Here is a 20801-nt window from a genome sequence, read left to right on the forward strand (position 1 = left end):
GCGCCGGCTGCTGGCGGCGGTGTAAAATACTGTATGGATATACAGTTACCTCGTCCAGGCTTGCCCGATTACGCGGAGCTGTTCTGCCTGACGAATTTTTCATTCCTGCACGGCGCCTCGCACTCGGAAGAACTGGTGGCGCGCGCGCTCAAGCTCGGCTATAGCGCGCTGGCCATCACCGACGAGTGCTCGCTGGCCGGGGTGGTACGCGCGCATGCGGCGGCCAGGGAGAGCGGCCTGCAGCTGCTGATCGGCGCCCATTTCCACCTGACCCATGCCGATGGCAGCGCGGCGCTCTCGCTGCTGGCGCTGGCCACCAACCGCAACGGCTACGGCAACCTGTCGGAAATGATCACCCTGGGCCGCATGCGCGCCGACAAGGGCAGTTACCGGCTGCACCCGGACGATTTCGCCGACCCGCCGCCCGAGCGCGCCCATTTGCGCGGCATGCCCGATTGCCTGCTGGTCCTGCTGCCGGAGTATCCGGCCAGCGTGGAGCGGCTGCACCGGCAGGCGGCCTGGATGGCGTCCACCTTCGCCGGCCGCAGCTGGGTCGGCCTGACCCTGCTGGGGCGCGCCTTCGACGAGGCGCACCAGGCGGCCATCGCGGAAGTCGCGCTGCAGCACGGCCTGCGCGTGACTGCCGCCGGCCACGTCTGCATGCATGTCCGTTCGCGCAAGCCGCTGCACGATACCCTGAGCGCGGTGCGCCTTGGCAAGCCGGTGTCGGAATGCGGTTACGACCTGGCGCAGAACGCCGAGCAGCATTTGCGTTCGCGCCTGCGCCTGGCCAATGTCTACCCGGCGCCGGCGCTGGAGGAAACGCTGCGCATTGCGCAGCTGTGCACCTTCTCGCTGGAGGAGTTGCGCTACGAGTACCCGCACGAGCTGATCCCGCCGGGCTACACGCCGGCCAGCTTCCTGCGCCAGGAAACCTACCTTGGCGCGGAATGGCGCTACCCGCACGGCATTCCGCCGACCGTGCGGGCCCAGATCGAAATGGAGCTGGACCTGGTGGCGCAGCTGCGCTACGAGTATTTTTTCCTCACCGTGTACGACATCGTGCGTTACGCGCGTTCGATCGGCATCCTGTGCCAGGGGCGCGGTTCGGCGGCCAATTCGGCGGTCTGCTTCTGCCTTGGCGTGACCTCGGTCGATCCGGTGCGCGGCAATAGCGTGGTGGGGCGCTTCATCTCGGTCGAGCGCAACGAGCCGCCCGATATCGACGTCGATTTCGAGCACCAGCGGCGCGAAGAGGTGATCCAGTACATCTACAACAAGTACGGCCGCCACCGCACGGCACTGGCGGCCACCGTGATCTGCTACCGCACCAAGAGCGCGCTGCGCGACAGCGGCAAGGCGCTGGGCGTGGACCTGGCGATCGTGGAGAAGGTGGCCAAGTCGCACCGCTGGTTCGACCGCAAGAGCGAAGTGCTGGAGCGCTTTGCCGAATGCGGCATGGACCCCGATTCGGCGCTGGCGCACCAGTGGGCCTACCTGGCGCTGCAATTGCTCGGCTTCCCGCGCCACCTGTCGCAGCACGTGGGCGGTTTTGTCATTTCGCAGGACAAGCTGTCGCGCCTGGTGCCCATCGAGAATGCGGCCATGGAGGATCGCAGCGTGATCCAATGGGACAAGGACGACCTGGAGGAACTGGGCTTGCTGAAGGTGGACGTGCTGGCGCTGGGCATGCTGACGGCCATGCGCCGCGCCTTCGACCTGATCTCGCAGCGCCACCGGCTGCCGTTTGGCCTGAATAGCGTGCCGCCGGAGGACCAGGCGACCTACGACATGATCTGCCGCGCCGATACCATCGGCGTGTTTCAGATCGAGTCGCGGGCGCAAATGAGCATGCTGCCGCGCCTGCAGCCGCGCGTGTTCTACGACCTGGTGATCGAAGTGGCGATCGTGCGTCCGGGGCCGATCCAGGGCGGCATGGTGCACCCGTATTTGCAGCGGCGCATGGGCAAGGTGAAGCCGCACATCCCGCGCGGGCTGGAGAAGGCCCTGGCGCGCACCTTGGGCGTGCCGATCTTCCAGGAGCAGGTGATGCAGGTGGTGATCGATGCCGCCGATTTCACGCCGGGCGAGGCGGACCAGCTGCGGCGCTCCATGGCGGCCTGGAAGCGCAAGGGCGGGCTGGAGAAATACCAGGAGCGCATTGTCGGCGGCATGCTCAGGAACGGCTATGACGAGGCCTTTGCGCTGCAGATCTGTCAGCAGATCCAGGGTTTTGGCGAGTACGGTTTTCCGGAATCGCATGCGGCCAGCTTCGCCTTGCTGACATATGCCAGCTCCTGGCTCAAATGCCATGAGCCGGCGGCCTTCCTGTGCGCTTTGCTGAATAGCCTGCCGATGGGCTTCTATAGCGCCTCGCAACTGGTGCAGGATGCCAAGTGCCACGGGATTGAAGTGCGGCCGGTGGATGTGACGGTCAGCGGCTGGGAATCGTCGCTGGAGGAGCTGGAGGAGGCGCCAGCGCCTGCGCAGGAAGCGGCGCGGTTTGAGCGCGATGTGACGGCAGGGGAGTTCCTTGCCGCGCTGCGCGCGCGGGGCGGGCGCCGCCAGCCGGCGGTGCGGCTGGGCATGTCGGTGTTGAGCGGCATGCGCGAGGAGGCGGCGAAGCGGATCGAGGCCGAACGCCAAGTGCGGCCATTCGCCAACGTGGGCGAGCTGGCGCGGCGCGCCGGGCTGGATCGCCATTGCCTGCAGGTGCTGGCGGGCGGGAACGCCTTGCAGGCGCTGGCCGGCAACCGCCGCCAGGCTTTGTGGGACGCGGCGGGCGCGGTGCCGGACAAGGACTTGCTGCGGCCCACCCAGGTGGAGGAGGAGGCGCCGCAACTGGTGCCGCCGAGCGAAGGCGAGGAAATCCTCAGCGACTACCGCGCGCAGGGACTGACCCTGGGCCGGCATCCGCTGGCGCTGCTGCGCCAGGCCTTGCTGGCCAAGCGCTTCTTCCCGGCCGAGGTGCTGAACACCTTCAGCAACGGCCAGCTGGCGCGCGGCGCCGGCATTGTCGCCGGCCGCCAGCGTCCCGGCACCGCGAAGGGGGTGCTGTTTGTCACGCTGGAAGACGAGACGGGCAACGTCAACGTGATCGTGTGGCCCGACCTGGTGGACAAGTACCGGCGCGAGGTGCTGGGGGCGCGCCTGCTGGGCGTGTACGGCGTGTGGCAGACGGAGGGCATCGTGCGCCATCTGGTGGCGCGGCGCCTGGTCGACCTGTCGCATATGCTGGGCCGCCTGCCGACGCCGAGCCGTGATTTTCATTGAGAATGCGCGCCCAGTCGCGATGTTAAAATTTTAGTATGAAAATGAAATTAATCCCCGTGCTGGCCCTCGGCCTGCTCGCCGCCTGCCAGCGCACCCCGGATACCCCGCCCGCACCGCCCGCCACCGCAGCCGCTCCCGCCGCCAGCCTGGATGCCCAACAAAGACTGGAACTCGATGTCATGCGCGTCGTGTTCGGCGCGGCCGTGCGCGCCAGCGCGCAAGCGCCGTGCCAGGTCATGGCGACTGTGCGCTACGCCCTGCACGAGAAGGGCTTGCGTTTGCTGAGTGGTGAGAATATTGCGGAGGGCGTCGATGGCTAAATGGACGATTGGCGCGCTGTTGGCGGCGTGCGCGCTGGCGGGCTGTGGCAAAGAACCGGCGGGGCAGGTGGCGACGCTGGCGGCCGCGCCAGCCGTGGCGGCGGCACCGGTCGCAGCCGCACCCAAGGCCATGTCGGCCAAGGAAGAGCAGGCGCGCATGATGGAACTGCTGCGCGCCGTGTACGGCGCCGAGGCGGCGCGCGACAACTACTTGCTGGTGGAGATGCCCAGCCCGGACCAGCGCGACGCGGTCGGCATCTATCGCCTGGAGCCGGTTGCCATGCATGCACTGGCGGATGGGCGGGTCGCCGTGGTGGCCAATGCGCAGATGGCCGATGACAAGGAGGAGGGCATGGCGTCGCACGCCATGCCGGGCCTGCTGAGCGCTTATTTGCTGCGCCAGGCGGATGGCCGGTGGCGGGTCGAGGCACGCCACGAAAACGTCGCCGAGCTGGGTTCCTTCGGTCAGTTCGGCGAGGTGGAGTGGGTGATGCTGGGCGCGGGCCGGCCGGGCTTCACCGTGCAGCACGGCGGTACCTGGCAGGGCTATACCATCAGCCACCTGTCGGTATTCGATTTGAGCGACCGCGCCATGCATGACCTGACTGGTGGCGTAGCGGTCTTCTCCAGCGATGAAGGCGCCTGCGGCGGAGATAAGGCGATGTGCTGGACGACTGCAGGCAAATGGCAGTTTGAAAAACGCCCTGGCGCCCGATATGATGACCTGGTGCTGCGCTTCAACGGCTATGAGGATATCCGGCCGGACGATGCACCGGAAGACGCGGCGCGCGAGCGCAAGGAGCACTCCGGCCTGGCGCGCTATAAGTTCGATGGGCGAAAGTATGTGCTGGTCGAAGGCGAAAATATCGTACGAGGATTTTGATGGCGTTGAAACTGCGGCAAGGAGTAGCCGGGGATGCGGCGGCGATCAGTGCACTGATCCTGTCGCTGCAGCCTTACCTGACCATCGCGCCGGACGGCGCGGGCGCGGAGGAATTCCTGGTCACGCTGCAGCCGGACATCATCCGCCGCAACCTGCAGGCGGACAATTACACCTACCATGTGGCGTACGATGGCGCGCTATTGGCCGGCGTGGCGGCGGTGCGCGATCACACGCACCTGTTCAGCCTTTACGTGGGCGCGCCCTGGCACGGGCAGGGTCTCGGCAAGCGCTTATGGCACATGGCCCGGGACGCGGCGCTGGCGCGCGGCAACCCAGGCGCTTTCACGGTCAACGCGTCCGACTTCGCGCAGGACATGTACAGCCACCTGGGCTTCGTGCCGACCGGCCCGATGGCGGAAATGCACGGGCTGCGCTTCATCCCGATGCGGCTCGAGCTGGCGCCGCGTTAGCGCCGCATCAGCGCGAGCTCTGGTCCAGGTGGCTCAGGCCGCTGGTGGCGCTGCTGGTGCCGTAGTAGTTGTGCAGTTCCGTGGCCCAGGTCTGGTTGGCCATGTCCGGCCAATGGTCCTTGTCAAAGCCGGGCGCCTGTTCGATACGCTCCTTCCCGATATTCAAGGTCATGCGGTGGTTGGCGGTATCGAGCGACAGTGCCTCGAACGGCACTGCAAACAATTTCTCGCCGATGCCCAGCAGGCCGCCGGACGCCATCACCACGTAGGCGATATGGCCGGTCTGCATATCGAGCATGATTTCCTTGACCGTGCCCAGGTGTTCGTTCTGCAGGTTGTGGACATGGTCGCCGATCAGGGTGTCCGCACCCATCAAGCGTGGGCCCGGGCCGTCGTGGCCGGTGTCCACATAGTTGCCAAATTCGTCGCGGTCGTGACTCATGGTGGCCTCCTCCTGTTGAAATAATGGCATTGTTGTATTGGCCGAGGAGCCGGGTCTGTTCGGTGCCGCACGCATTCGCCTCCAAAATAAGCTATAATTTCAATTTCCCGCTGCGCGCCTCTCCGGCGCCGATCTCGCAATGACCAAATTTGTCTTCGTCACTGGTGGCGTTGTGTCGTCCCTCGGTAAAGGGATTGCCGCCGCCTCCCTCGCCGCGATCCTCGAATCGCGCGGTCTCAAAGTCACCATGCTGAAACTGGACCCGTATATCAACGTGGACCCAGGCACCATGAGCCCCATGCAGCACGGTGAAGTCTTCGTTACCGACGATGGCGCCGAAACCGACCTGGACCTGGGTCACTACGAGCGTTTCATCTCCACCCGCATGCGCAAGGTGAACAACTTCACCACCGGCCAGATTTACGAATCCGTGATCCGTAAAGAACGCCGTGGCGAATACCTGGGCAAGACGGTCCAGGTCATCCCGCACATCACCAATGAAATCCAGGATTACATCCGCCGTGGCGCGGAAGGCTACGACGTCGCCCTGTGCGAAATCGGCGGCACCGTGGGCGACATCGAGTCCCTGCCATTCCTGGAAGCCGCGCGCCAGCTGTCGCTGCGCGCCGGCCGCAAGAACTGCGCTTTCGTTCACCTGACCCTGGTGCCGTACATCGCATCGGCTGGCGAACTGAAAACCAAGCCGACCCAGCACTCGGTACAGAAGCTGCGCGAAATCGGCATCTCGCCAAACGCGCTGCTGTGCCGCGCCGACCGCAAGATCCCGGGCGACGAAGTGGCGAAGATCTCCCTGTTCTCGAACATCGAAGAACGCGGTGTGATCTCGGTATGGGACGTCGACACCATCTACAAAGTGCCGCAAATGCTGCACGACCAGGGCCTGGACGCGATCATCTGCGAAGCACTGGACCTGAACCCGGCGCCGGCCGACCTGACCATGTGGGCCAAGCTGATCCACAACCTGGAAAACCCGAAAGCGGAAGTGTCGATCGGTATGGTCGGCAAGTACGTGGAACTGACCGAGTCGTACAAGTCGCTGACCGAGGCCCTGCGCCACGCCGGCCTGCACACCGAGTCGCGCGTCAACATCGAGTACATCGACTCCGAAGAAATCGAAGCCAAGGGCACCGCCGAACTGGCCAAGTACGACGCGATCCTGGTGCCGGGCGGCTTCGGCAAGCGCGGCGTGGAAGGCAAGATCAAGGCGGCGCAATTCGCCCGTGAAAGCAAGGTGCCTTACCTGGGCATCTGCCTGGGCATGCAGGTTGCGCTGATCGAATACGCGCGCCACATGGCGGGTTTCACCAAAGCCAACTCCACCGAATTCGAGCCGGACACCGAACAGCCGCTGGTGGCGCTGATCGACGAATGGCAGAACGAAGACGGCAAGATCGAGAAGCGCGATGCGAACTCCGACCTGGGCGGCACCATGCGCCTGGGCGCGCAGACCTGCGAAGTGAAGCCGGGCACCCTGGCCTCCGAGATCTACGGCGGCGTGGTGACCGAGCGTCACCGTCACCGCTACGAAGCGAACAACCATTACCTGGGCCGCGTGGAAGAAGCCGGCCTGGTGGTTGCCGCCCGCACCCCGAACGAGAACCTTTGCGAAATCATGGAACTGCCGCGCACCGGTCCGAACGCGCACCCATGGTATATGGGCGTGCAGTACCACCCAGAGTTCAAATCGACCCCGCGTGACGGCCATCCGCTGTTCACGTCCTTCATCAAGGCAGCCCTGGCGCATAAAGCGGCCGGCACCCGTCTGGAGAATGCAGCATGAAGCTCGCTGGTTTTGAAGTAGGCCTGGACAAACCGTTTTTCCTGATCGCCGGCACCTGCGTGATCGAGTCGCGCCAGATGGCGTTCGACACCGCCGGCGCGCTGAAGGAAATGACCGCTGAACTGGGCATCCCGTTCATCTACAAGTCGTCCTTCGACAAGGCCAACCGCACCTCCGGTACCTCGTACCGTGGTCCGGGCATGGAGAAGGGCCTGGAAATCCTGGGCGACGTCAAGCGCGAGCTGCAAGTGCCGGTGCTGACCGACGTGCATACCGTGGAAGAAATCGCCGCCGTGTCGTCCGTGGTCGACGTGATCCAGACCCCGGCCTTCCTGTGCCGCCAGACCGACTTCATTACCGCCTGCGCTGAATCCGGCCTGCCGGTCAATATCAAGAAGGGCCAGTTCCTGTCGCCGCACGAAATGAAAAACGTGATCGACAAGGCGCGTGCCGCCGCCAAGGCCAAGGGCCTGAATGAGGACAACTTCATGGCGTGCGAACGCGGCGCTTCCTTCGGCTACAACAACCTGGTGTCGGACATGCGTTCGCTGGCCATCATGCGCGAAACCGGCGCACCGGTGGTGTTCGATGCGACCCACTCGGTGCAGCTGCCGGGCGGCCAGGGCGGCTCGTCGGGCGGTATGCGCGACATGGTGCCTGTGCTGTCGCGCGCTGCGGTGGCGGTAGGTGTAGCCGGTCTGTTCATGGAGACCCACCCGGTCCCAGCACAAGCGCTGTCGGACGGCCCAAATGCCGTTCCGCTCGGCCGCATGAAAGAACTGCTGTCCGTTCTGATCGAACTGGACCGCGTTACCAAGAAGGCTGGTTTCCTCGAGACCAACTTCAACTAAGTTGTATGCAAAAGGGCCGCAACTGTTTGCGGCCTTTTTTTGGTCCTGTCTGTTATCCTTGCAACAATTTTGCCCAGAATTCGCTTTAACTTTGGAGAAAACACATGAGTGCAATCGTTGACATCATCGGTCGTGAAGTGATCGACTCGCGCGGCAATCCGACCGTGGAATGCGACGTCCTGCTGGAATCCGGCGTCATGGGCCGTGCGGCCGTGCCGTCCGGCGCATCGACCGGTTCGCGCGAAGCCATTGAGCTGCGCGACGGCGACGCCAAGCGCTACTTCGGCAAAGGCGTGCTGAAGGCCTGCGAAAACATCAACACCGAAATTTCGGAAGCCATCATGGGCCTGGACGCCAATGAGCAGGCTTTCCTGGACCGTACCCTGATCGAACTGGACGGCACCGAGAACAAGTCCCGCCTGGGCGCCAACGCCATGCTGGCGGTGTCGATGGCCGTGGCCAAAGCCGCTGCGGAAGAAGCCGGCCTGCCGCTGTACCGCTACTTCGGCGGCTCCGGCGCGATGCAGATGCCAGTGCCGATGATGAACGTGATTAACGGCGGCGCGCACGCCGACAACAACCTGGACATCCAGGAATTCATGATCATCCCAGTGGGCGCGCCATCCTTCAAGGAAGCCATCCGCTACGGTGCGGAAGTGTTCCACACCCTGAAGAAGATCCTGCACAAAAACGGCATGAACACCGCCGTCGGCGACGAAGGCGGCTTCGCGCCGAACCTGGGTTCGCACGAAGATGCGATCAAGCTGATCATGCAAGCGATCGAAGAAGCCGGCTACGAAGCGGGCACCCAGATCGCCATCGGCCTGGATTGCGCAGCTTCCGAGTTCTACAAGGACGGCAAGTACCACCTGGAAGGCGAGGGCATGGTGCTGTCGGCTGAAGAGTTCACCAACCTGCTGGCCACCTGGTGCGACAAGTACCCGATCATCTCGATCGAAGACGCGATGCACGAAGGCGACTGGGCTGGCTGGGCACACCTGACCCAGGCCCTGGGCAAGAAAGTGCAGCTGGTAGGCGACGACCTGTTCGTCACCAACACCAAGATCCTGAAAGAAGGCATCCAGAAGGACATCGCCAACTCGATCCTGATCAAGATCAACCAGATCGGCACCCTGACCGAAACCTTTGCCGCCATCGAAATGGCCAAGCGCGCCGGCTACACCGCCGTGATCTCGCACCGTTCCGGCGAAACCGAAGATTCGACCATCGCCGATATCGCAGTGGGCACCAACGCCCTGCAGATCAAGACCGGCTCCATGTCCCGCTCCGACCGCATGGCTAAGTACAACCAGCTGCTGCGTATCGAAGAAGACCTGGGCGACATCGCTTCCTACCCGGGCCGCGATGCGTTCTATAATCTGAAGTAATTTTGTACCTCCCCGGCCGGGTCACCCCGGCCGGTTCAGTTTTATCCCATGCGCCTGATTACCCTTGCTTTGGCTTGCCTGCTGCTCTTGATCCAATACCCGCTGTGGCTGGGGAAGGGGGGCTGGCTGCGCGTCGCCGAACTGGAGCAGGAGGTGGCCGCTGCGCAGTCGAAGAATGACGGCCTGCGCCAGCGCAACGCCAAACTGGCGTCTGAAGTCAATGACCTGAAGGACGGCACCGGCGCCGTCGAAGAGCGTGCCCGCTTTGAGCTGAGCATGATCAAGCAGAACGAGATCTACGTGCAAATCCTGGGCAAGGACCAGGCCCGTCCATCCGCCGCCGCTGACGCCAAGCCCTGAAAGCCTTAGCGCCTGAGCGCCTTAGCGCGTGCGCACAAATTTGTAGCTGAACCGAAAGTCCATTCGGCATGGCATGCCGGAGCAGATGGCCGGCTTGAATTTCGTCCCCAGCACGACGGCGGCCGCATATTGCGTCATCTCGGGGCTCGGTGAGCCATATGTTTTGACTTCCTCCACGTTGCCCTGCGCATCCACCGTCGCCAGCAAGTGCAGTTCGCCTTCCACCCCCAACTTCTGCTGGCCCTTGTACATGGCCGTGTGGACTGGTTTCAGCCCTTTAGCGGGGAAGGGCGGCTCATCGCCGTCCGGCAAGGACTCCCATAAGCTGTGCAGGTAGGCCCGGTCTTCCGCACTCAATTCGTGATAGCGCTGGTTGACCGCAATTGCACCCGGCGTGACCCCATTGCGCAGGATGCTCGAGCCGGTACCCGGCGCGTCCTCCTTGATCCCGTATTCGGGCTTGGACTCCTGGGCGGCGCTGGGCGCTTGCCAGGCCAGGCTGGCGGCAACGCTCACGGTGCAGATGATGGCAGCGGTTTTCATGGCCAAATATTACCATCAGGCAAGTTATTGTGCTTGCCCCCCACTTGATAATGAGAATTATTCGCATTAAAATGGACGCCCCTGTGCCAGCCGAGAGCCAGCATTTACTGACCTCTCGATTGGACCACCATGACTGCATCCGTATTGCGGCCGCAGCGCCTTGCGCTGTTGCTAGCTGTCGCGCTGGGCGCGCAAGCCCAGGCGCAAGAGACCACCCGCCTGGGTGAAATCCTCGTCACCGCCAAGCCCGAAGAAACCACCAGCATCGACGCGCGCGAGCTGGATAAGCGCGGCGTGACCGATATGTCGCAGATTGCCCGCTATGAGACCCTGGTCAGCGTGCCGGCGGCGATGAGCGGCGGCGCCAATATCTGGGATGGCGCGGGCAATATCGGCTTCAATATCCGAGGCGTGGAAGGCAACCGCATCGGCCTCGAACTGGATGGCATTGCGCTGCCGGATGCCGCACCGCGCCCGGACAGCTCGACCCTCAACAGCTTCGGCGTCGGGCGCGATTACTTCGATCCCGAGACCTTCCGCGAAGTGCGCATCGGCGCGGGCAGCACCGGCGCCGATGGCGGCAGCGCGGGCCTGGGCGGCAAAGTGTCGTTCGTGACCAAGGCGCCGTCCGACTACGTCAACGCCGACAAGCCGGTCTACGGCGAATACAAATTCGGCTACCACGGCGCCAACGATGCGCGCATGCACGCCCTGACCGGCGCCATGCAAACGGGCGCACTGCAAGCAATGGCCCTGGCCGTGCACCGCAGCGGCGCGCAGACGGAAAGCAAGGGCAGCGTGCCGCCGAATCCGGATAAATGGGATTCCGACGCGCTGCTGGCCAAGCTGGCGTGGCAACTGGCGCCGGGACAGAAGCTGGGCTTCACCTTCGACGGCTTCCGCTCCGGGCACGCGCGCCGCTTCGACAACAAGCTGGGTGGCTCCTATCCGCAGGGCGCGACGCAGGCTTCCAACACGCGCCGCAACCGCCTGAGCGCCGAGCATGAAATCGCCGCCGGCCCCTGGCTGGTGGAAACCCGCGCCTACCTGCAGGACGCGCGGGTGGAAGACCATACCGATGCGATCTACCTGCTGCAGAACCAGCGCTATGCGCGTAGCATTGATACGGGCTTCTTCAACAAGAGCAAAGGCCTTGCCAGCAGCGTGACGCGCCAGTTCGGCAGCGACAGCATCGCCTTCGGCATCAACGTGGAAGACCAGGAAGCGCGCCGCCCCTGGCGCGAAGAGCGCACCGTGCTGGCCACTGGCGCGCGCCAGGTCACCAATAAGAACCGGATGGCGGATATGGACACGCTGAAGCTGTCCGCCTTCCTGCGCGGCGAATACGTGTTCCCGCTGGGCGGCCTGCGCGCCACCCTGGCGCCGGGCCTGCGCGCCGAGTACCGCAAGCTGGAGCCGAAGAACCTGCAGAACTATGTGATTGCCGTGCCGGGCGCCGCCAAGGAACTGAAGGAAGACAGCGACAGCTACCTGTCGCCAAGCCTGGGCCTGACCGTGGCGCTGTCGCCCGCCTTCGACGTGTACGGCAAGTACACGCGCGGCTACCGCATGCCGACGGCGGCGGAACGCACCGGAACCTACGACTCCTTCAGCTATACGGGCGCCGGCAATGGTTACGCCACGCTGGGCAATCCGAATCTCGGCAAGGAAAGCAGCAACGCTTTCGAGCTCGGCCTGCGCGGGCATGCCAACACGTGGCTGATCACCAGCGCCTCGGCCTTTTACACGCGCTACAAGGACTTTATCGAATACACGGCGCAACCGAATGATCCGGTCAATTTCCCGACCATTACCTTCGGCCTGTTCCGTCCCGAAAATATCGGCAGCGCGCGTACCTGGGGCGGCGAAGTGGCGCTGGTGGCGCAGCTGGAAAAACTGCAGCCGGCCCTGCAGGGCCTGAGCGCGCGCCTGTCGGCGGGCGCCTCGCGCGGCACGCTGGAAAACCAGAAGGCCGGCAAGAAGGCCGGCATGAATTCGATCCAGCCGTACAAGGCAACGGCCAGCCTGGGCTGGGATGACGCCCAACAGCGTGGCGGCGTCGCGCTGGCGGCGGTCTACACCCGCGCCAAGCAGGCGGGCGTGGAGACGGTGGTGGCGCAAACGCAGCCTGCAGTCGCATTCGCCGTGCCATCGTCCACCGTGCTGGACCTGACGGGCTACTGGCAAGTCGGCAAGAACGCCGAGCTGAATGCAGGCGTCTACAACCTCGGCGACCGGAAGTACTGGGACTACGCGGCCGTGCGCACGCTGGCCGCCGGCACCACGGCCGCCACAAGGGCCGAGATCGAGCGCCAGGCGCGTCCGGGCCGGCACGTCGCAGTCAATTTCAAACTGATGTACTAAAAAAAGGATACCTATGAAAGCACACAAGATCTATGCATTGCTCTTGCTGGGCGGCGCGATTGCGCTGGCCGCAGGCACGGTGGGCGCCAGCGGGGCGGTCGCGCCGGCAGGTTCGCTAAGCGAGCGCTGGGCCAAGTTGCGCACCGAGCAGCCGAAACTGCAAATCCGCGACGCCGCCCGCACGCTCGGCACATCGGAGGCGGAGCTGCTGGCAACCGGTATCGGCAAGACGGTCACCCGCCTGTCCGATGCGGATCACGCGGTGAACGACATCATGATGCGCGCGCTGGACCTGGGCACGGTGATGGCGCTGACCCGCAACGAGAATGGCGTGCTGGAACGCACAGGTGTGGCAAACAAGGCCAAGCCGCAAGCGCCTACCGGCGACGCCGAGAAGGACAAGGAGAATGCGGAGCGCTTCCGCGCGGTGGCGGGTGGCTACCTCGGTGGCGAGATCGACCTGCGCTTCCATTTCAAGAATTGGAAGCACGCCTTTGCCGTGGTGCAGCCGGGCCGCGACGGAGCGACCAGCCGCAGCCTGCAGTTCTTCGATGCGCAGGGCAATGCCGCGCATAAAGTCTACGTAAAGAGCGAGGCGGGCGTGGCGGTGTTCGACAAGATCGTGGCCGATTTCAAGCATGCGAAGCAGGATGGGGCGCTGGGCATCGTGGCGGCTGCGCCGAAGGCGGCCGAGAAGGCGGATAGCGCGGTGGACGTTAAAGAGTTCCAGCTGGCCTGGAAGGAAATGACTGATGTGCACCAGTTCAACCGCATTGTCAGCGAGTTCAAGCTGACCCGTGAGCAGGCCATGCGCCTGGCGCCGGAAGGCATGGCGCAGAAGATCGCGCCGCAGGCGCTGCGCAAGGTGCTGGATGAGGCGGCGAAGCAGCAGCTGCCTTTGATGGCTTTTCTGGGCAATGGTGCGGTGACGCAAATCTTCAGCGGCAAGATCAGCAAAACGGCGGCCAGCGGCGAGTGGTACAACGTGCTGGATCCGGAGTTCAACCTGCATATCCGCGAGAGCGCGTTGAAAAGTGGCTATGTGGTGCAGCGCGCGGGTGTGACGTCGGTCGAGTTCTTCGACAATGACGGGGAGCTGGTGGTGACGTTCTTTGGCGTGCGGGAACGCGGGAAGCCGCAGACGCAGGCTTGGGTGGAGTTGACTCGGGCGCTTTGAAAGCGGGCAATCCAGGGCCAGACCCTGTGGTCCTGGCCCTGATTTGCTGGTTTTAGTGTTTCGATTCCGATCCGTGAATCATCGCCTCCGCCGGCGCATCCGTCACAAACAACTGCGCACAATCGACGGCATCGTACTCATAGTGCTTGCCGCAGAAATCGCAGTTGATGCCCAGCTTCTCCTGCTCCGACAAGGCGGCTTCCACTTCCTCGCGGCCCAGCATCTTCAGCATATTGCCCACCTTTTCGCGCGTGCACGAGCAGTGGAAGGTCGGATGCAGCGGATCAAACACGCGCAGGGTCTCTTCCCAGAACAGGCGCTTTTGCAGCTCCTCAATGCCGTGTTCCAGCATCTCCGCCTCTTTCAGCGTATCGCCCAGCATCACCACGCGCTGCCAGGTCTCCAGCGACACTTCCGCCGCCTGCGCCGTGGTTTCCGCCTTGCCGCCATGCAGCGGCAGCTTTTGCAGCAGCAAGCCGCGCGACACATTGTCATCCGCCGCCAGCCACAGTTTGGTATCGAGCTGCTCGGAGCGCAGCATGTAATGCTCGATCACGGTCGCCACGTCCGCGCCGTCCAGCGGCACGATGCCCTGGTAGGGCTGCTGGCCCGGCACCTTCTCGGCCGGATCGAGCGTGATCACAAAGCGGCCCTGGCCGTGCGCATTCACCAGTTGTTGCAAGTCCGCGTCTTCCGCAATCGCGAACTCCGAATTCATCTTCGCCGTCGCGCGCATGCGCAAGTCCGAATCGCACTCCACCACCAACAGGCGCACCGGGCCGTCGCCGTGCAGCTGCATGATCAGCGAGCCGTGGAATTTCAGGTTGGCCGACAACAGGGCGGCAGCCGACACCATCTGCCCCAGCAGGCGCTTGACCGCGACCGGGTACTGGTGGCGGGACACGATCTCGCGCCAGGTGGCGGACATATCGACCAGCTCACCGCGCACGGCGGCGTCTTCGAAAACAAACTTCTGCAGGGTATCCGGGGTGTTCGTCATATGGCTTATCCAATCTTTTTCAGTTGCGACTTAAACAGCTTGCCACGCTGGGCATAGCTGTCGGCGCTGCCTTTCAGGCGCGCCACGTCCTCCGCCGTCAGTTGGCGCACCACCTTGGCGGGGGCGCCGACGATCAGCGAGTTGTCGGGAAACTCCTTGCCCTCGGTGACCAGGGCGCCGGCGCCGACCAGGCAGCCTTTGCCGATCTTGGCCCCGTTCAGCACCACCGCCTGGATGCCGATCAGCGAACCGTCGCCGATGGTGCAGCCGTGCAGCATGGCCTGGTGGCCGATGGTCACGTCCTTGCCCACCGTGAGCGGGTAGCCCATGTCGGTGTGCATGACCGTGCCTTCCTGGACATTGCTGTTTTCACCAATCGTGATGCGCTCATTGTCGCCGCGGATCGTTGCGCCGAACCAGATCGAGCTGTTCGCGTGCAGGGTCACTTTGCCGACCAGGGTGGCGTTTTCCGCCACGAATGCGGAAGCATCGATCTCTGGCGCATGTTCGCCAAGCTGGTAAATTGTCATGGATGGCCCGGTAAGAGGGTAGGGAAGTGGCGCTATTGTACGCCAAGCAGATTTTAGTACGGTCGTGCTATTATTGTGATTCACCCACTACGAGACAGAGCGCCATGACACCATCCCGTTCCGATTTCATTGAAGTGCGCGGCAAGCGCACCCACGTGCTGCACTGGGGCCGCGAAGGCGCGCCCAAGATCTTCATGGTGCACGGCTGGATGGACGTCGGCGCCAGCTTCCAGTTCGTGGTCGATTGCCTCAAGGGCGACTGGCATGTGATCGCCCCCGACTGGCGCGGCTTCGGCCTGAGCGAGCGCAATGGCACGGACACTTACTGGTTCCCAGACTATGTGGCCGACCTGGACGCGATCCTGCGCCACTACCAGCCGCAGGGCGAAATCAACCTGCTGGGCCACAGCATGGGCGGCAATGTGGTCAGCCTGTACGCCGGCGTGCGCCCGGAGCGCATCCGTCGCCTGGTCAACCTGGAGGGCTTCGGCCTGAAGGCGACCGTGCCGGAGCAGGCGCCGTCGCGCATGCGCAAGTGGCTGGACGAACTGCTGGTGGCGCCGGAAATGCGCACCTACGAGAGCCAGGCCGCCGTGGCGGCCCGCCTGCAAAAGACCAATCCGCGCCTGTCGGATGAACGCGCGGCCTTCCTGGCCCGCCACTGGTCGGCGCAGAATGCGCAGGGGCGGTGGGAAATCCTGGGCGACCCGGTGCACAAGCGCCCGGGCCCGTCGCTGTACCGGGTGGAGGAGGTGCTGGCCTGCTGGAAGAAGATCACGGCGCCGGTGCTGTGGGTGGAGGCGGAGGACACCAATATGTGGCTGTGGATGGGCCCCAAGGACGAGGCGCGCGAGGAAATCAACCGCCGCCTGGGCCACCTGGCCAAGGTCACGCCGAAAATGATGCCGGACGCGGGCCATATGCTGCACCATGACCAGCCGGAACTGCTGGCGGAAATGCTGGAGGAATTCCTGGCCTGAACTTTCAGCGTACAATGAAACCTTCGCAATTTTGCAATTCGTATGCTGAACGTAGACCTTCACTGCCATTCGAACGTGTCCGACGGCGTGCTGCCGCCGGCGGCGGTCGCCGAGTATGCCCGCAAGGCGGGTGTCGATGTCTGGGCCCTGACCGACCACGATGAGGTGAGTGGCGTCGCCACCGCCCGCGCGGCGGCGCAGCTGCAGGGCATGCGCTTTGTAGCGGGCGTGGAAATCTCCATCACCTGGGCCAATGAGACGGTGCATATCGTCGGCCTGCAGCTCGATGAGAACAACCCGGCCCTGGTCAAGGGGCTGGAGGACACGCGCTCGGGGCGCGACAACCGCGGCCGCGAGATCGGGCGCCAGCTGGAGCTGGCCGGCATTCCCGGCGCTTATGAAGGCGCGCTGAATTATGTCGATAACCCGTCGTTGATGTCGCGCACCCACTTTGCCCGCTTTTTGGTGGAGCAGGGCGTGTGCAGCTCGGTGCCGGAAGTGTTCCGCAAATACCTGGCGCCTGGCAAGCCGGGCTATGTGGAGCACCGCTGGGCGTCGCTGCAGGACGCCGTGGGCTGGATTATCGGCGCCGGCGGCATCGCGGTGATCGCGCACCCGGGGCGCTATAAGTTCACGCCGATGCAAGAGGGCGTCCTGTTTGATGAATTCAAGCAGTTGGGCGGTACGGCAATCGAGGTGGTGACGGGCTCGCATACGCCGGACCAGTATCCGAAATATGCCAACCTGGCGAACAGCTACGGCTTTTTGGCGTCGCGCGGAACCGATTTCCATGCGCCCGGGGAGGCGCGGGTGGATTTCCGCTTCCTGCCGCCGCTGCCGGGGAATGTGACGCCGGTTTGGCATGATTGGTTCTGAGGGGCGCTGCGGCCGCACTCCCTTGAATTTCCCTACCGTCAACCCCAGTTTACGTGGCGTCAGAATGTCGGAGGAGTCGTCCCATGAAACGCATCATCTTGTTCCTTGCCACCAACCTGGCAGTCGTGCTGGTGGTGTCGATCGTGTTGTCCATCCTGGGCATAGGCCGTCCCGGCTCCGGCACCAGCATGGCCGGACTGCTGGCGTTTTCCGCCGTGGTCGGCTTCGCCGGCTCCATCATCTCGCTGCTGATGTCGAAACCGATGGCCAAATGGTCCACCGGCGCGCACGTCATTGAGCAACCGTCCACCGCCACCGAACAATGGCTGGTCGGCACCGTGCATGCCCTGGCCGATCGCGCTGGCATCGGCCGCCCGGAAGTGGCGATCTACGAGGGCGCCCCGAACGCCTTCGCCACCGGCGCCTTCAAGAATGACGCTCTGGTCGCGGTGTCCAGCGGCCTGCTGCAGTCGATGAACAAGGAAGAAGTCGAGGCCGTGCTGGGCCACGAGGTGGCGCACATCGCCAACGGCGATATGGTGACGCTGACCCTGATCCAGGGCGTGGTGAATACCTTCGTGGTGTTCCTGGCCCGTATCGTCGGCGGCATTGTCGACAATATGCTGAACAAGGGCGAGCAGCGCAGCGGTCCTGGCATCGGCTATATGGCGACCGTGTTCGTGTGCGAACTGGTGTTCGGCCTGGTGGCCTCCATGATCGTGGCCTGGTTCTCGCGCCAGCGCGAATTCCGCGCCGACGAAGGCTCGGCCCGCCTGCTGGGCTCGACGGTGCCGATGCAGCAGGCGCTGGCCCGCCTGGGCGGCCTGCAGCCGGGCGCGCTGCCGCAGGAGATGGCGGCCTCCGGTATTACTTCGCCCAGCGGCTGGGCTGCGCTATTCTCCAGCCATCCCCCCATCGAAGAACGCATCGCTGCCTTGCAGCAGTTGCGCTAAAACATGACACAATTTTTCCAGGTCCATCCCGACAATCCGCAGCTGCGGCTGATCAAACAGGCGGCGCAAATCATCCACGGCGGCGGCATCGTGGCGCTGCCCACCGATTCCTGCTACGCCCTGGTGTGCCACCTGGACGATAAGGCTGCGGTCGAGAAGCTGCGCCGCATCCGCGGCATCGACGAGCGCCACCACCTGACCCTGCTGTGCCGCGACCTGAGCGAGATCAGCACCTATGCCCGGGTCGACAACAAGCAGTTCCGCCTGCTGAAGGCGGTGACGCCGGGCGCGTATACCTTCATCTTGGAGGCCACGCGCGAAGTGCCGCGCCGCCTGTCCCATCCCTCGCGCAAAACCATCGGCCTGCGCGTGCCGCAGAACACCATCGTTGAAATGCTGCTGGCCGAGCTGGGCCAGCCGCTACTGGGCACGACCCTGATCCTGCCCGGCGACGACGAGCCGCTGACCGACCCGGAAATGGTGCTGGAGCGCCTGTGCAAGCAAGTCGACCTGGTGATCGACGGCGGCGCCTGCCGCCTGGAGCCCACCACCGTGGTCGACCTGACTGGCGCCGAGCCGGAACTGATCCGCCGCGGCTGCGGCGACTGCGCCGCACTCGGCCTCTGACCCCGTCCCCGGGCCTTTCACCCCGCGCCGTCCGTCGTTGCGCCGGCTGGCGCCAGGGCGGCCTCGCCCCTCTGATAGAATCCGCCTTATGAATGATTTTGACACCGTTATCCGTAACATTGCGGTCTACGCGATTCCCGTCCTGTTTGCTATTTCCCTCCACGAGGCGGCCCACGGATATGCAGCCCGTTATTTCGGCGATAACACTGCTGAAAAACTGGGGCGCCTGACCGCAAACCCGATGCGCCACATCGACTTGTTCGGGACGATTATCCTGCCGATTCTGCTTTTGCTCTCGCCATTGAATATGGCCTTTGGCTACGCCAAGCCGGTACCGGTCGACTTCAACCGCCTGCGCAATCCCAAGAAGCAAATGGGCTTTGTCGCCGCTGCCGGCCCTGCGGCCAATTTCGCGATGGGGCTTGGATGGATGTTGCTGCTGGTGCTGACCATTAAATTGGGTGTGACGGAGCGCTTTCCAATCGAAGTGTGCAAGGCAGGCGTGATCGCCAATGCCGTCATGTGCGCGTTTAACCTGATCCCGATTCCGCCGCTGGATGGCGGCCGGATCGTGACGTCGATTCTGCCGCGTGACCTGGCGGAGAAATTTGCGAGTATCGAGCGTCTGGGTCCATTCATTTTTATCGGCATTATTTTGTTGTTGAACACTGGCCCGTTCCGCTCGTTCGTGGGGGCCCTGGTGGGCTTTGTAATGATGCTGATCGAACTGCCATTCCTTCCGTTCCTGAGCTGAGGCCATGTACCCTGACCGTGTCGTCTCCGGCATGCGCCCCACGGGCAGCATGCACCTGGGCCACTACCACGGGGCCTTGCGGAACTGGATCCGGATGCAGGCCGAGCAGCCTTGCCTGTTCTTCGTGGCCGACTGGCACGCCCTGACCACGCATTACGACGACCCGTCCATCATCGAGAAATCCACCTGGGACATGCTGCTGGACTGGCTGGCGGCGGGCGTCGACCCGACCCAGGCCACCTTGTTCATCCAGTCGCGCGTGCCGGAGCACGCCGAGCTGCACCTGCTGCTGTCAATGGCGACCCCGCTCGGCTGGCTGGAGCGCGTGCCGACCTACAAGGACCAGATCGACCACCTGGCCAACAAGGATCTGCAAACCTACGGCTTTCTCGGCTACCCGCTGCTGCAGGCGGCCGACGTGCTGATCTACCGCGCCAGCGAAGTGCCGGTGGGCGACGACCAGGTGCCGCACGTGGAGATGATGCGCGAAATTGCGCGCCGCTTTAACCACCTGTATGGCAAGGAAAAAGGCTTCGAGGAAAAGGCGGAGGACGCTGTCAAGAAGCTGGGCAGCAAGCGCGCCAGGCTGTACCACGAGCTGCGCACCGCCTACCAGCAGGAAGGCGACGCCGCCGCGCTGGCGCAGGCCAAGGCCATGCTGGACGATGCGCACAACCTCTCCATGATCGACCGCGAGCGCCTGTTCGGCTACCTGGAAGGCGCGCGCAAGCTGATCCTGGTGGAGCCGCAAGCCCGCCTCACCGCGGCCTCGCGCCTGCCGGGCCTGGATGGACGCAAGATGTCCAAGAGCTACGGCAACGCGATCGCCCTGCGCGAGGACAAGGCGGTGCTGACCAGGAAAGTGCGCACCATGCCGACCGACCCGGCGCGCGTGCGCCGCAGCGATGCCGGCGAGCCGGAACGCTGCCCGGTCTGGCAATTCCACGTGGTCTACTCGGACCCGCCGACGCGCGAATGGGTGCAGCAGGGCTGCAGGTCGGCCGGCATCGGCTGCCTTGAATGCAAGCAGCCGGTGATCGACGCCATCATCAAGGAACAGGAGCCGATGCACGAGCGCGCCCAGCCCTACCTGAACGATCCGTCCCTGGTGCGCGCCATCGTGGCGGACGGCAATGAAGCCGCGCGTAAGCTGGCACAGGAAACAATGCGCGATGTGCGCGAAGCAATGGGATTGAGTAATGGCTGAAA

20 protein-coding genes are annotated in these 20801 nt (G+C 64.1%); 16 read left to right on the top strand and 4 right to left on the bottom strand.

All coding sequences use genetic code 11. The features are described from left to right. The first annotated feature begins 33 nt into the window (after positions 1-33). The 4 genes from GTP41_RS07595 to GTP41_RS07610 are packed head-to-tail and all read left to right on the top strand — an operon-like array spanning position 34 to position 4946. Positions 34-3273, top strand: a complete 3240-nt coding sequence (locus GTP41_RS07595) for an error-prone DNA polymerase (protein WP_161024954.1) — start codon at positions 34-36, stop codon at positions 3271-3273. Positions 3274-3314: 41 nt separating this feature from the next. Then, positions 3315-3593: a hypothetical protein gene (locus tag GTP41_RS07600; protein WP_161024955.1), complete on the top strand. Its 279-nt coding sequence runs from the start codon at positions 3315-3317 to the stop codon at positions 3591-3593. Beyond that, positions 3586-4476, top strand: a complete 891-nt coding sequence (locus GTP41_RS07605) for a hypothetical protein (protein WP_161024956.1) — start codon at positions 3586-3588, stop codon at positions 4474-4476. Before GTP41_RS07600 ends, GTP41_RS07605 begins: the two co-directional genes overlap by 8 nt. Next, complete coding sequence (locus tag GTP41_RS07610) at positions 4476-4946, top strand: GNAT family N-acetyltransferase (protein ID WP_161024957.1); 471 nt, start codon at positions 4476-4478, stop codon at positions 4944-4946. The genes GTP41_RS07605 and GTP41_RS07610 overlap by 1 nt, the downstream gene beginning before the upstream one ends. Positions 4947-4953: 7 nt before the next feature. Here GTP41_RS07610 and GTP41_RS07615 read toward each other — a convergent pair whose 3' ends face one another. Continuing rightward, positions 4954-5388: a PRC-barrel domain-containing protein gene (locus GTP41_RS07615; protein WP_161024958.1), complete on the bottom strand. Its 435-nt coding sequence runs from the start codon at positions 5386-5388 to the stop codon at positions 4954-4956. Between the two features lie 139 nt (positions 5389-5527). On the opposite strand from GTP41_RS07615, the gene pyrG reads away from it, so the two are divergent. From pyrG to ftsB, 4 genes are all read left to right on the top strand, one after another. After that, positions 5528-7189 (top strand): CTP synthase, encoded by a 1662-nt coding sequence (pyrG, locus tag GTP41_RS07620; protein ID WP_161024959.1) that lies wholly within the window; start codon positions 5528-5530, stop codon positions 7187-7189. Next, on the top strand, positions 7186-8040 hold the full coding sequence (gene kdsA, locus GTP41_RS07625; protein WP_161024960.1) for a 3-deoxy-8-phosphooctulonate synthase: 855 nt from the start codon (positions 7186-7188) through the stop codon (positions 8038-8040). Before pyrG ends, kdsA begins: the two co-directional genes overlap by 4 nt. A 104-nt stretch (positions 8041-8144) precedes the next feature. Further along, positions 8145-9428: a phosphopyruvate hydratase gene (gene eno, locus GTP41_RS07630; RefSeq protein WP_161024961.1), complete on the top strand. Its 1284-nt coding sequence runs from the start codon at positions 8145-8147 to the stop codon at positions 9426-9428. 48 nt (positions 9429-9476) lie between these two features. Further along, a complete protein-coding gene (gene ftsB / locus GTP41_RS07635; RefSeq protein WP_161024962.1) occupies positions 9477-9788 on the top strand; it encodes a cell division protein FtsB in 312 nt (103 codons plus the stop codon). 21 nt (positions 9789-9809) lie between these two features. Here ftsB and GTP41_RS07640 read toward each other — a convergent pair whose 3' ends face one another. Continuing rightward, on the bottom strand, positions 9810-10331 hold the full coding sequence (locus GTP41_RS07640; protein WP_161024963.1) for an energy transducer TonB: 522 nt from the start codon (positions 10329-10331) through the stop codon (positions 9810-9812). Positions 10332-10460: 129 nt separating this feature from the next. On the opposite strand from GTP41_RS07640, the gene GTP41_RS07645 reads away from it, so the two are divergent. Both GTP41_RS07645 and GTP41_RS07650 read left to right on the top strand, forming a co-directional pair. After that, entirely contained in the window at positions 10461-12695 is a 2235-nt protein-coding gene (locus GTP41_RS07645) for a TonB-dependent receptor domain-containing protein (RefSeq protein WP_161024964.1), read from the top strand. 13 nt (positions 12696-12708) lie between these two features. Continuing rightward, the gene (locus GTP41_RS07650) at positions 12709-13872 is read left to right on the top strand and encodes a hemin-degrading factor (protein WP_161024965.1); all 1164 of its coding nucleotides are present in this window, start codon (positions 12709-12711) and stop codon (positions 13870-13872) included. 52 nt (positions 13873-13924) lie between these two features. Here the strand turns inward: GTP41_RS07650 and hslO are convergent, their stop codons facing one another. Both hslO and GTP41_RS07660 read right to left on the bottom strand, forming a co-directional pair. Next, on the bottom strand, positions 13925-14872 hold the full coding sequence (hslO, locus tag GTP41_RS07655) for an Hsp33 family molecular chaperone HslO (RefSeq protein ID WP_161024966.1): 948 nt from the start codon (positions 14870-14872) through the stop codon (positions 13925-13927). A 5-nt stretch (positions 14873-14877) separates the two neighbouring features. Beyond that, positions 14878-15402 carry a gamma carbonic anhydrase family protein gene (locus tag GTP41_RS07660; RefSeq protein WP_161024967.1) on the bottom strand — a complete coding sequence of 175 codons (525 nt, stop codon included), beginning with the start codon at positions 15400-15402 and terminating at the stop codon, positions 14878-14880. Positions 15403-15506: 104 nt separating this feature from the next. Between GTP41_RS07660 and GTP41_RS07665 the strand changes: the two genes are divergently transcribed. The 6 genes from GTP41_RS07665 (at position 15507) to GTP41_RS07690 (ending at position 20799) form a co-directional block, all read left to right on the top strand. Beyond that, on the top strand, positions 15507-16382 hold the full coding sequence (locus GTP41_RS07665; RefSeq protein ID WP_161024968.1) for an alpha/beta fold hydrolase: 876 nt from the start codon (positions 15507-15509) through the stop codon (positions 16380-16382). Positions 16383-16424: 42 nt separating this feature from the next. Next, complete coding sequence (locus GTP41_RS07670; protein WP_161024969.1) at positions 16425-17258, top strand: 3',5'-nucleoside bisphosphate phosphatase; 834 nt, start codon at positions 16425-16427, stop codon at positions 17256-17258. Between the two features lie 83 nt (positions 17259-17341). Beyond that, a complete protein-coding gene (htpX, locus tag GTP41_RS07675; RefSeq protein ID WP_161024970.1) occupies positions 17342-18211 on the top strand; it encodes a protease HtpX in 870 nt (289 codons plus the stop codon). 3 nt (positions 18212-18214) lie between these two features. Next, a complete protein-coding gene (locus GTP41_RS07680; protein WP_161024971.1) occupies positions 18215-18838 on the top strand; it encodes an L-threonylcarbamoyladenylate synthase in 624 nt (207 codons plus the stop codon). Positions 18839-18926: 88 nt separating this feature from the next. Next, the gene (locus GTP41_RS07685; RefSeq protein WP_161024972.1) at positions 18927-19592 is read left to right on the top strand and encodes a site-2 protease family protein; all 666 of its coding nucleotides are present in this window, start codon (positions 18927-18929) and stop codon (positions 19590-19592) included. Positions 19593-19596: 4 nt separating this feature from the next. Further along, the gene (locus tag GTP41_RS07690; RefSeq protein ID WP_161024973.1) at positions 19597-20799 is read left to right on the top strand and encodes a tryptophan--tRNA ligase; all 1203 of its coding nucleotides are present in this window, start codon (positions 19597-19599) and stop codon (positions 20797-20799) included. Positions 20800-20801: the final 2 nt, after the last annotated feature.

Origin of the sequence: Pseudoduganella guangdongensis (assembly GCF_009857475.1) — a bacterium.
GTDB classification, from domain to species: Bacteria; Pseudomonadota; Gammaproteobacteria; order Burkholderiales; family Burkholderiaceae_D; genus Rugamonas; species Rugamonas guangdongensis.